Source organism: Micromonospora sp. NPDC002411 (genome assembly GCF_053592955.1).
In genome coordinates this window covers 1-10,291 of sequence record NZ_JBSFBM010000247.1, presented here as the reverse complement: position 1 = coordinate 10,291, position 10,291 = coordinate 1, and the positions used below count along the sequence as shown (strand labels likewise).

Genomic DNA, 10,291 nt, shown 5'->3' with positions numbered 1-10,291 from the left:
GGTCACCCGGGGGTTGTCGCCCCGGGTGACCGGCCGCCGTTGGTACGTCCGCTCAGTTGACGGTGATGCGCACCGAGTCGAATGCCGGGGTCTGGTTGGCCCGCTCCATCATCGGCAGACGGTGCGAGCCGTCACCGGCCCAGACGGAGCACTGCGCGGTGCCCGACTCCGGCAGGCCCGGAATCTGGATGGTCACCTCGTCGGGCTGGGCCCCACCGCGGCCGTCCTCGGTCGCGACGAAGAACGCGGGCACCTCCTGCGGCTCCGGCGGGGTGGTCAGGCTGTCCAGCATCCGGCACGCGGTGTGGAAGTGACCCCGGACCAGGCCCTGGGCGTTGAGCAGCGAGCTCTCCACGTAGTAGCCGCCCTGACCGGCCGCCAGGAAGCGGTCGCGCACCAGGTTGCGGGTGCTGACCCGCAGGGTGAAGGCCTGGTTCTGGCCGACCTGCTGGGGGAACTGGGTGATGAGCAGCGACGGGTTGTTCGCGGCGGCGCCGACCTCACCGAACTCGGTGCTCACGCAGCGGTTGCCGTTCTGGAAACCGTCGTGCGGCTGGAGGCGGCTCTCGTCGCAGTCGTTGGCCAGCACCCCGAGACCCGCGCCGGGGGCGTTGCCGCCACCGTTGTTGCCGCCGTTGTTGCCGCCGTTGTTGCCGCCACCGTTGTTGCCGCCACCGGGCGTGGTGGTGGGGCTGCTGCCGCCGCCGTTGTTGCCGCCACCGTTGTTGGTCGGCTGCACCGTGCACGGGGCGAGTTCCGCGAGACCCTGCGGCCGGGGGCCGACACGGTCGATGGCGGTCGTGATCCGGTCCAGCACCGCGCGCCGCTTGCCGGCCAGCGGTTGCAGGATCGCGTTGCGGATGAACGCCTCACCCTTGTTGCCCTCGGCGGCGAGACGGCGGTCCGCCTCGGCGATCTGCGCCTGCAACTGGGCGAGGTTGCGGTCCACCTCGGCCCGCGCCCGGTCCGGCACCTGCGGCAGCTTGGCCGTCACGTCCGGGCAGGCGATGGCCGTGCCGGTGCCGACCGTGCCGTCCTTGCCGTCCTCGCACTCGGGGACCGACTGCTGCCCGTCACCCCAGTGGTTGCGCACCCACCGACCGTTCTGCCAGGTTCGGCTGGTGGAACCGTCGCCGGTTGGCGCGGTCGCGCCCGGGCTCGGTTCCACGCACTGCCCAGCGGCCGGGCGGGGCTTATTGGTCCGCCGGTCCTGGGCCGACGAAATCTGGGTCACGGCGACGACTCCGCCGAACACCGCGAGCGTGCCGACAACGGCCAACAGACGCTTGCTCCGCGCGTTGCCGGGTGACCGGCGCGCCCGTGTGGACCTGCGCATCGAATTGCTCTCCTTCTCGATCCGGTTGTGGATTCCTGCCCTCGGCGGACCGACGGATGTGAGATGGCACGCCACGGCGGCGACCACCGTGACCTACCCGGTAATGCGTCGATGGCCGACGATGCCCTTTCCACACCGTCCCCCGGGTCCCGACGACGCGAGTGGGGAGATCCTGTTCATTCGCGCAGGAGTACGGGGCGGCGACCGGGAAGGTTCAACCAGTTCACAGGAAATTGCCGCGACCCGACGCGGAGCCGGTGCGGAGCGATGAATCAGCAGGTGGAACGGGCGAGGCGTCAGTCGGCGCAGAGGTGGTCGAAGGCGAACCCGCCGACCAGTTCGTCGCGACGCCGACTCAGCGCGACGATCTGCGCGGTCAACTCGGCACGCGGCACCAGCTCGGAGACCGCGTTGTCCCGCAGTCGCTCCCCGACGGCGACAGTGGCGAGATCCTCGGCCAGCCGGCCCGGGTCGATCCCGCAGGAGAAGCGGTGCTCGGTCACCGAGACCCGCTCGACGAGGCACGCGTCGGGGCGGACCTGCACCCAACTCCACCCCTGCGCCGGCCCGTCCGCCCAGCGCACGTGCAGTCCCCGCACGATCGGGTCGGCCACCCGCCCGGCCACGTAGGCCTCGACCGCCGCCGCGCGGGTCAGCGCCCCGAGGTCGTTGACCGCTCCGGTACGGCCGTCCGGCAGCCGACCGAGGATGTCCCGGAAACCCGTCGGGGCCGGTTCGTCATCGGAGGTGGCCACCCCGGCGCCGCCCGCGGCGTAGGCGCGCGCGTCGATCACGTACTCCACGAGGCGGCGTCCGTGCTCCGCCGCCCGCAACGTCGGAGAACCGATCCGCAGCACGGGCAGGCCGACGGCCTCGCTCACGGCGTCCTTCAGTCGCTCGACGCGCTGCTCCGCCGAGCCGGCGGACGCTACCGGGCCGATCTCCACGGCGACGACCGCGCGGCCGGTGTCGGCAGCGCAGACCACGAAGTCGAAGCTGGCGCGGCTGGCCGAACTCCACTGGCTGCCGGTGACACCAGGTGGCCGACCCTGGACCAGGTCACTGAGCCTGCGGTTCGTCTGGATCCGCTGGCCGGCGCGGCTGAGCAGCGTGTCGCGTCCGCTCTCGGCGGACACCGTCCGCAGCCAGCCGCGGTCCTCGCTGCCGATGCTCGTCATCTGCCTGATCCATCCGCCGGTCGGTCGAGCCGGGCCGAGTCTAGGCGGTCGATCATGGTGTACGCCTCGACGGCACGCCTGATCGCGTCGGGTCCGGCCGCCGGCCGGATGCACGCACCGAGATGTGTGATTCAGGTCACACGGAAGTGGTGTTCCAGGGACTCCCCGAGGTGTATCCAGCGGAGTCGCCGGTCGCGGACCGGCCGGGAGGTCAGCATGTCGCGACAGCAGCTCGGCACCCGCACCGGCACCGGTCGGGGCGCCCGCCCACGCCGGGACGACCCGCGCGCCCGTCGACCTCGACTCGCCGGTGATCCGACCATCCTCCGACGCCCTCGCACCGATCGAGCGGGACGCCACCATCGACTTCCACCGCGCCCCGTGGCCGTCCGTCCGTCCGCCCCGACGGTCGGCACCGCACCGACCGCCGGCACCACCGACGGGAACCCGGGCACCGGCACCCGGGTCGCCCCGCAGCGGAGCGCCGTCGAGACGGCGCACGTCGCCCGGATCGCTGTCCACGCCGCCCGCCAGGTGCCCGGCGTCACCGGCGCCCACCCGGCCACCGTCCGACTGGTCGACACTTCCGTGGGACTCGACCTGCACCTGGTCACCACGTACGGGTACAGCGTGCCCGCCGTCGCCGAGGCGGTCCGGATCGCCGTCGCCGACCGGGTGGCCGCCGGAACCGGGCTCACCGTGGCCGCCGTGACCGTCACTGTGGACGACCTGATCGTCCCCGGGGCGCACCACGCCGATCCAGGACCACCGGTCCGGCGCCCCGAAGCCGGCATGCGCATCGTCAATCGGGCCGCCTCGTCGCTGCTGGCCGTCGCGCTGCTGGTCGGCGGGGTGCTGCTCGCCGTACAGGCGCTGCTGGTCACGCTGGGCCGCCCGGCATCGCTGCTCGCCCGCAGCGGCTGGTACGACACGTTGACCAGCACACGGTGGTACGACCCGGACGTCCGCACCGGCGCCGGCGCGGCCATCCTGTCGGGCCTGGTCATCCTGGTCGCCCAACTGCGCCGTTGGACACCGTCCCGGCTGCGCGTCGACGAGCGGGACGGCTGGCACCTCCGCAGACGGTGCGTGGAACGCCGGCTGACCGACGCGGCCGGGACCGTGCCCGGTGTCTGGCGGGCACGGGTACGCGTCCGGCGGCGCGGTGACCAGTGGCGTCCCCGCGTGCACGCCACCGGCGACCCCGCCGCGCACGCGGAGGTCGAGTTCGCCGTGCGCCAGGAACTACGTCGGCTCGCCGCGCCCCGCACCGGCCGGATCGAGATCCGACTGCTGCCCCGCCGGAGGCCGGCATGACCGACGCCGCACACCGCCTGCTGTGGACGATCATCGCGCTGGTGCTGGTGGCGTTCGGAGCGACAGCGATGTGGCTCAGCGTCAGGGCGCTGCCCGCCGACGACCCGGATGCGGCGCTGCTCGGCGCCGGCCTGCTCGACGCGTGGCGACAGGCCGCGCCGTGGAGCACCCTGGCCGCGGCCGTCACCGGAGTGGTCGCCGCCCTCGCGGGGCAGCGCCTGCTGGCAGGTGAACTGCGCCGACCCCGCCAGGCACTACGCGGCGTGCTGAGCCACCCCGGCCACCGCCCCGGCCGTACCCGCCTGGCCACCGACGTGCTGGTCCGCGCGCTGGAGCGGGACCTGACGACCGGCGACCGCGGTGTGCGCCGCGCACGGGTGGTGCTCACCGGCGCACCGCAGCGGCCCGACGTGTGGATCCGAGTGGAGCTGGCGGCCGACGCGAGGGCCGACGACGTACGCGCGCACGTCGACGCCGCGGTCCGCCGGTTCGCGACGACCGCCGGCTGCGCACCCGCGCACCTCGACGTGACCGCCCGTATCGAGCCCGGCCCGCCCTGACCCGCGTCGCGCCGATCGGAGGGGCATGATCGGTGCCGGCGACGGGAGGTACGCGGATGCGGGTGGTGTCGTTGGTGCCGTCACTGACCGAGGCGGTGGCGCTGACAGTGCCGGGAACGCTGGTCGGGGCCACCGACTGGTGCAGCCATCCGGCCGGGCTCGACGTCGCACGGGTCGGCGGCAGCAAGTACCCGGACCTGGACCGGGTTCGCGCGCTGCGGCCGGACCTGGTGCTCCTGAACGTGGAGGAGAACCGCCGGGCCGACGCCGAGGCGCTGCGGGCGGCCGGCGTACCGGTGCGGGTCACCTATCCGCGCACCGTCGCGGGCGCGTTGACCGAACTGGGCGACCTGCTCGCCGAACTGGGCGCGCCGACGGAGCCGGCCTGGTTACGCGCGGCCCGGCGGGCCTGGGCCGCACCACCCCTGCTGACGCCGTCCCGCCGGGCGGTGGTGCCGGTGTGGCGTCGGCCGTGGGTGGTGCTCGGTGGCGACACGTTCGCCGGCGACGTGCTGCGTCGGCTCGGCGTGGTCAACGCCTACGACGAGCACCCGGAGCGCTATCCCCGACCCACCCTCGCCGAGCTGCGCGAACAGCAACCCGAGCTGGCGGTGCTGCCCGACGAGCCGTACACGTTCACCGCCGACGACGGGCCCGAGGCGTTCCCCGGCGTACCGTGCGCCCTGCTCTCCGGTCGGCACCTCACCTGGTACGGCCCCTCGCTCGCCGAGGCACCCGCGCTCCTGGCCGACCAGCTGTCCCGGCCGGTGCTGGCCGGGTGACCCGACACGTGCTGGCCGGTTGACCTGACACGTCAGCCGGCCGGGGCACGTCGCGCGGCCAGGAGGCTGACGCCGATGGAGATCACCAGGGTCAGCACCACCACCGCGAGGGTCATCCAGACCGGCAGTTTGCCCACCGGCGTCTCGGCGAGGATGAGTTTCAGCCCGGCGAAGGCCAGCAGGAACGCGAGTCCGTACCGCAGGTAGCCGAAGTGTCGGAGCAGACCGGCGAGGCAGAAGTAGAGGCTGCGCAGCCCCAGCACGGCGAACGCGGTGGCCGTCCAGACCAGGAAGGTGTTGGTGGTGATGGCGAGGATCGCCGCCACCGAGTCGATGGCGAACACCACGTCGGTGGCCTCGATGGCGACGAGCGCCACCAGCAGCAGTGTCGCCATCCGCCGGCCGGCCACCCGGGCCGTGAACCGGTCGCCGTGGTAGCGCGCGTCGGTGGGCACCAGCTTCCGGAACAGCCGGACCGCGACGTTGCGTTCCGGGTCGACGTCCGGTTTCCCGCGTACGGCGAGCCGCCAGCCGGTCCAGATCAGGAACGCGCCGAGCACGAACCCGGCCCAGGTGAGCCGGTCCAGCAGCTCGGCGCCGGCGAGGATGAACAGCAGACGGAAGACGAGCGCCCCCACGACCCCCCAGAACAGCACCTTGTGCTGGTAGCCGGCTGGCACCTGGAAGTAGCCGAAGAGCAGGGCGAAGACGAACACGTTGTCCACCGAGAGGGCCTTCTCCAGCAGGTACCCGGAGAAGTAGGCGATGGCCGGGTCGCCGCCGAGCCCCCACCAGACGACCAGCCCGAACAGCAGGCCCGCGCCGATCCAGACGGCACTCCACAGCAGCGCCTCGCGTAGCTCGATGACGTGGTTGTCCCGGTGCAGGAGCACGTCCACGGCGAGCATCACGGCGATCACCGCGCCGACCGCCGCCCAGGCCCAGAGCGGGACCGTGACTGTCACCTCCGCCACCGAAGCCCTCCCGCATCGCCACGGTGCGCGCCCCGTCACCCGCCGGCCGGCCGTTTCCGAGCCTAGGCGAACGGCCGATCCGACGTCGGTGGTCCCGCGAACTCGGCCCCTGTCGAAACGGTGCGGCGACGACCACGGGTGACGGTGGGGGAGGTGGCGCTCAGGCTACCGGCATCACCTGGGCCGGATCGGTGACCGTGTCGTCGGCCTCGTAGGTGATGGCGTTGATCACCCGCACGACGCCGCTGACCTGGCCTGCCAGCCGGCCGGCGAGGTCGACGGCGGAGCGTCGGTCCAACCGACCGGCAAGTGTCACGTCGCCGTGTCGGACCTCGACCGTGACCAGCCCGTCCCGCACGGCGAGCACCCGGCGCAGCACCTCCTGCACCACGTCCTCGCGGATCGCGGCGTCCGAACGCAGGTGCACCCGCAACAGGTCGCCACGGCTGACAATGCCCACTAACCGACCGAGATCATCCAGGACGGGTAGCCGCTTGACCTGCTCGTGGTCCATCAGGCGAGCGGCGCCCGACAACGGCGTCTCCGCGTACGTGCTGACCGCCGGGGCGGTCATCAGGTCCCCCGCGAGCAGCGCGGCCCCCTTGGCCCGGGCACCACGCCGACGGCGGCTCTCGAAGACGCGACGGTGCACCGGCTCGCCGGCGCACTCGACGCGGTGCAGGAGATCAGCCTCGGACACCACGCCCAGCACCCGGCGGAACCCGTCGATCACCGGCACCGCGCTGACCCCGCGATGCAGCAGCACGTCGACGATCTCGCGGTACGGGGTCTCGACGGTCACGGTCTCGACCTCCCGGGTCATCACATCGCCAACCTGCCAGGTCCTCATCACGACCTCACCTTCCTCGTCCCCCTCGGACGCTACGACCGCGCGACAGCCGTCGTCAGGGTCGCCGGACCGGACCGGAGGGGGTCCAACGTCCCGGGCCGATGCGGTCTGTCGGCCCTGCCGCCGAGGGCGCCGTGAGCGTCCACTGGAGATGCCACCGGGAAGTGCGGTGCGAGACTGAGAAGGGACGTGGAGACCATGACCGCGACGACCGACCGGGTCACCGTCGAGAACACCGCTCCGACGGCCGGCACCACTGGAGGGCGGGCCGTCCGGTACATCCTCGCCGGCACCCGACTGGCGCTCGGCTGGATCTTCCTCTGGGCGTTCATCGACAAGATGTTCGGCCTCGGGATGGCCACCGAGTCGAAGAACGCCTGGATCAACGGGGGCAGCCCCACCAAGGGCTTCCTCACCTTCGGGGTGACGGGCCCGTTCAAGGACGTCTACACCGGGATCGCCGGTGCCGCCTGGGCGGACTGGCTGTTCATGGTCGGCCTGGCCGGGATCGGCGTCGCCCTGCTGCTCGGCATCGGCATGCGGGTCGCCGCCGTGACCGGTGGGCTGCTGCTGGTCCTGATGTGGACCGCCGTCCTGCCTCCGGAGAACAACCCCTTCATGGACGACCACCTGATCTACGCCGCGGTGCTGGCGGTGCTCGCGCTGGTCAACGCCGGCGACACCTGGGGCCTCGGCCGGGTGTGGGCGAAGCTGCCCGTCGTCCAGCGGCTGCCCTGGCTGCGCTGACCACGACGCGCCACCCCTGAGCGGGCGTCACCATTTTCCGGTGACGCCCGCCAACCCGTTCCCGGATCCCCCGCTCCCTCGCGCCGCACTGGTCGTGCGCCGGGCTGCGGGCGGCAGCGCCCCGGGGGGATTGAGCAGGTAGCGGGTCCGCCGCACATCGGTGAGGTGCGATCCGGCAGGATCGACGGTGACCGCACATCACCCGACACGGCAGGAGATCCCCGCATGAACCAGGCAGCAGGCGCCCGATCCGGCAAGCCCGAGGTGGGTCCGATCGAGGGTGCACCGCCCGCCGACCTCGTGATCGAGGACATCACCGTGGGCGACGGCCCGCAGGCGGAGGCGGGCCAGCTGGTCAGCGTGCACTACGTTGGCGTGTCGCACTCCACCGGCGGCGAGTTCGACTCGTCCTGGAACCGGGGCGAGGCGTTCGAGTTTCCACTCGGCGGCGGTCAGGTCATCGCCGGCTGGGACCAGGGCGTGGCCGGCATGCGCGTCGGCGGCCGTCGCCGTCTGACCATCCCGCCACACCTCGGGTACGGCGACCGGGGCGCGGCCGGTGTCATCAAGCCCGGCGAGACGCTGATCTTCGTCGTGGACCTGCTCGGCGTGCGCTGACCGATTCTCGGGGTCGCCGGCTCACGCTGGCGACCCCGCGCCGGTCAGGCGGCCAACTGGAGGTGCGCGGTCGTGCCTCCGGTGAGACGCGCGGCCTTGATCACCTTGGCCGGCTCCAGGATCGGCATCACGCGGTGCAGACCGCTGGCACGGAGCACCCGCGCCACCACCGGGCTCGGGTCGACGAGGACCAGCTCGCCACCGCAGGCCCGGACGCGCAGATGCGCGGCGAGCAGCGTGCGGACGCCAGCGGCGGAGAGCAGCCGCAGATCGGACAACTCCAGCTGAACCACCCGGCGAGCCGGCGCGGACCACAACGCGGACCGGAACGCCGCCACGGTGGCGATGTCGATCTCGCCCGCCACCCGCATGACGACCACCTGGTCACCCACGCTGACCTGCACGTCGAGCCGGTCGCTGTCCTCTCCCATACCAAGAAATCTAGCCGCCACCTCCGACAGTTTCGCCCCTCGGCGGAGTGATTCCGGGTACGCCCAGGGTCATACCCCGAGGTGGCACTCCTCCCCCTAAGGGTGGAGGCTCGGGGCCCTCCCGCCCTGCTCCGCCGCGACGACGACCACATCCGGGTCGACAGGCCGGGCCGCCGGCCTCCGCCACCACGGCGGCACCCGGTGGTCGGCGCGCCGCGCAGGCGATGGTCGACGGCAGCCGGCGCCGACGGGTGGAGAATAGGTCGATGCTGATCCCCCGGCCGCGGCCGCCTCGGCTGATCCGCCCCGTCCGTGAGCCCGCCACCGTTCCTCCGGCTCTGGCCGGAGCGTGGGCCCCCACCGACCGCCGGCTCGACCACGTCGAGTTGCTGCCCCTGCCCGAGGGGGCCGTCGGCCCGGAGGACGTGGTGGTCGACGACGCCGGCCGGGTGATCAGCGGCGACGAGGAGGGACGGCTCTGGTGGTGGCCGGTCGACGCGCCGGCCGGCACCCGACCCCGGCTGCTGGCCGAGACCGGTGGCCGACCGCTCGGCATCGAGGTGGACCCGTCCGGTGAGGCGCTGGTCGTCTGCGACGCGTACCGCGGGTTGCTGCGGGTCACCCCCGACGGCGCGGTGCACGAACTGACCGGGACCGCGCCCCCGGTGCACCTGGCCAACAACGCGGCGGTGGCCCGCGACGGCACGATCTACTTCACCGACTCCTCCGACCGGTTCCCGGTCTCACACTGGAAGCGGGACCTGCTGGAGCACCGCCCCAACGGCCGGGTGCTGGCCCACCACCCGAACAGCGGCCGCACCGAGGTGGTGGCCGACGGGCTGTACTTCCCCAACGGCATCGCGCTGACCCCGGACGAGTCGGCCCTGATGCTCGTGGAGACCAGCACCCACCGCCTGCTCCGCGTCGAACTGGGCGGCGGCGTGCGGGTTCTGGCCGACCTGCCCGCGTACCCGGACAACCTCGCCGCCGTGGGCGACGGGACGTACTGGATAGCGCTGCCCAGCCCACGGGTGCCGATCGCCGAGCGGCTGCTGCCGCATCCGCGGCTGCGTCAGCTCGCCGCGTTGCTCCCCGACGCGATGCAGCCGCAGCCCCGCCGCTACGGGCTGGTCGCGCTCGTCGACGGCGACGGCACGGTCCGCCGGACGCTGCACGGCCCCAACGGGCACTACCGGATGATCACCGGGGTACGCCAGCACGGCGACCACCTCTGGTTGGGCAGCCTGACCGGGCCGGGGGTGGCCCGCGTACCCCTGCGGTGATCGCCGGGGTCACCGGAGCACGCGCGCGGCGACGGGCCGGTTCGCCGCAGCGGACCGGCCCGTTTGACCGCCGTGTTTCTCAGCGACCGCTGACCGAGGGTGCCGGGGCGGGCGAGCCGCCGGTCATGCCCCGGTCCTTGAACGAGCCGGTCGGGTTGGCGCCCTCCACCTTCAGGTGCACGTCGCAGCCGATCCGGGCGGACAGCACCGGCGCG

The 10,291-nt window shown here is 73.0% G+C and carries 11 protein-coding genes; 6 read left to right on the top strand and 5 right to left on the bottom strand.

Annotation, left to right across the window (positions count from 1 at the left end; translation table 11 throughout):
• Window positions 1-52 precede the first annotated feature (52 nt).
• Window positions 53-1,336 carry a hypothetical protein gene (locus ACWCO3_RS25015; RefSeq protein ID WP_358051060.1) on the bottom strand — a complete coding sequence of 428 codons (1,284 nt, stop codon included), beginning with the start codon at window positions 1,334-1,336 and terminating at the stop codon, window positions 53-55.
• Between the two features lie 296 nt (window positions 1,337-1,632).
• A complete protein-coding gene (locus tag ACWCO3_RS25010; protein ID WP_145781608.1) occupies window positions 1,633-2,514 on the bottom strand; it encodes a DUF2726 domain-containing protein in 882 nt (293 codons plus the stop codon).
• Window positions 2,515-2,730: 216 nt separating this feature from the next.
• Between ACWCO3_RS25010 and ACWCO3_RS25005 the strand changes: the two genes are divergently transcribed.
• Genes ACWCO3_RS25005 through ACWCO3_RS24995 form a run of 3 tightly spaced genes read left to right on the top strand, consistent with a single transcriptional unit; the run spans window position 2,731 to window position 5,173 of the window.
• Window positions 2,731-3,831 carry an Asp23/Gls24 family envelope stress response protein gene (locus tag ACWCO3_RS25005; RefSeq protein ID WP_145781606.1) on the top strand — a complete coding sequence of 367 codons (1,101 nt, stop codon included), beginning with the start codon at window positions 2,731-2,733 and terminating at the stop codon, window positions 3,829-3,831.
• Window positions 3,828-4,391 (top strand): hypothetical protein, encoded by a 564-nt coding sequence (locus ACWCO3_RS25000; RefSeq protein WP_145781603.1) that lies wholly within the window; start codon window positions 3,828-3,830, stop codon window positions 4,389-4,391. The genes ACWCO3_RS25005 and ACWCO3_RS25000 overlap by 4 nt, the downstream gene beginning before the upstream one ends.
• 56 nt (window positions 4,392-4,447) lie before the next feature.
• Window positions 4,448-5,173, top strand: coding sequence for a helical backbone metal receptor (locus ACWCO3_RS24995; protein WP_145785632.1), 726 nt, complete (start codon window positions 4,448-4,450; stop codon window positions 5,171-5,173).
• Window positions 5,174-5,205: 32 nt separating this feature from the next.
• Here the strand turns inward: ACWCO3_RS24995 and ACWCO3_RS24990 are convergent, their stop codons facing one another.
• Entirely contained in the window at window positions 5,206-6,081 is an 876-nt protein-coding gene (locus tag ACWCO3_RS24990; RefSeq protein ID WP_208745165.1) for a TerC family protein, read from the bottom strand.
• 226 nt (window positions 6,082-6,307) lie between these two features.
• The gene (locus ACWCO3_RS24985) at window positions 6,308-6,997 is read right to left on the bottom strand and encodes a CBS domain-containing protein (protein WP_450012324.1); all 690 of its coding nucleotides are present in this window, start codon (window positions 6,995-6,997) and stop codon (window positions 6,308-6,310) included.
• A 189-nt stretch (window positions 6,998-7,186) separates the two neighbouring features.
• Here ACWCO3_RS24985 and ACWCO3_RS24980 point away from each other — a divergent pair, with 189 nt between their 5' ends.
• A complete protein-coding gene (locus ACWCO3_RS24980; protein ID WP_145781598.1) occupies window positions 7,187-7,744 on the top strand; it encodes a hypothetical protein in 558 nt (185 codons plus the stop codon).
• Between the two features lie 225 nt (window positions 7,745-7,969).
• Window positions 7,970-8,362, top strand: coding sequence for an FKBP-type peptidyl-prolyl cis-trans isomerase (locus ACWCO3_RS24975; RefSeq protein ID WP_145781596.1), 393 nt, complete (start codon window positions 7,970-7,972; stop codon window positions 8,360-8,362).
• A gap of 44 nt (window positions 8,363-8,406) precedes the next feature.
• On the opposite strand, the gene ACWCO3_RS24970 is transcribed toward ACWCO3_RS24975, so the two are convergent.
• The gene (locus ACWCO3_RS24970; RefSeq protein ID WP_358051070.1) at window positions 8,407-8,793 is read right to left on the bottom strand and encodes an STAS domain-containing protein; all 387 of its coding nucleotides are present in this window, start codon (window positions 8,791-8,793) and stop codon (window positions 8,407-8,409) included.
• 266 nt (window positions 8,794-9,059) lie between these two features.
• On the opposite strand from ACWCO3_RS24970, the gene ACWCO3_RS24965 reads away from it, so the two are divergent.
• Window positions 9,060-10,076 (top strand): SMP-30/gluconolactonase/LRE family protein, encoded by a 1,017-nt coding sequence (locus tag ACWCO3_RS24965; protein WP_450012321.1) that lies wholly within the window; start codon window positions 9,060-9,062, stop codon window positions 10,074-10,076.
• Window positions 10,077-10,291 lie beyond the last annotated feature (215 nt).

Coding starts and splice junctions, on each gene's coding strand:
- ACWCO3_RS25015 (WP_358051060.1), bottom strand. CDS start 1,336: ATGCGCAGGTCCACACGGGCGCGCCGGTCACCCGGCAACGCGCGGAGC.
- ACWCO3_RS25010 (WP_145781608.1), bottom strand. CDS start 2,514: ATGACGAGCATCGGCAGCGAGGACCGCGGCTGGCTGCGGACGGTGTCC.
- ACWCO3_RS25005 (WP_145781606.1), top strand. CDS start 2,731: ATGTCGCGACAGCAGCTCGGCACCCGCACCGGCACCGGTCGGGGCGCC.
- ACWCO3_RS25000 (WP_145781603.1), top strand. CDS start 3,828: ATGACCGACGCCGCACACCGCCTGCTGTGGACGATCATCGCGCTGGTG.
- ACWCO3_RS24995 (WP_145785632.1), top strand. CDS start 4,448: ATGCGGGTGGTGTCGTTGGTGCCGTCACTGACCGAGGCGGTGGCGCTG.
- ACWCO3_RS24990 (WP_208745165.1), bottom strand. CDS start 6,081: ATGCTCGCCGTGGACGTGCTCCTGCACCGGGACAACCACGTCATCGAG.
- ACWCO3_RS24985 (WP_450012324.1), bottom strand. CDS start 6,997: ATGAGGACCTGGCAGGTTGGCGATGTGATGACCCGGGAGGTCGAGACC.
- ACWCO3_RS24975 (WP_145781596.1), top strand. CDS start 7,970: ATGAACCAGGCAGCAGGCGCCCGATCCGGCAAGCCCGAGGTGGGTCCG.
- ACWCO3_RS24970 (WP_358051070.1), bottom strand. CDS start 8,793: ATGGGAGAGGACAGCGACCGGCTCGACGTGCAGGTCAGCGTGGGTGAC.
- ACWCO3_RS24965 (WP_450012321.1), top strand. CDS start 9,060: ATGCTGATCCCCCGGCCGCGGCCGCCTCGGCTGATCCGCCCCGTCCGT.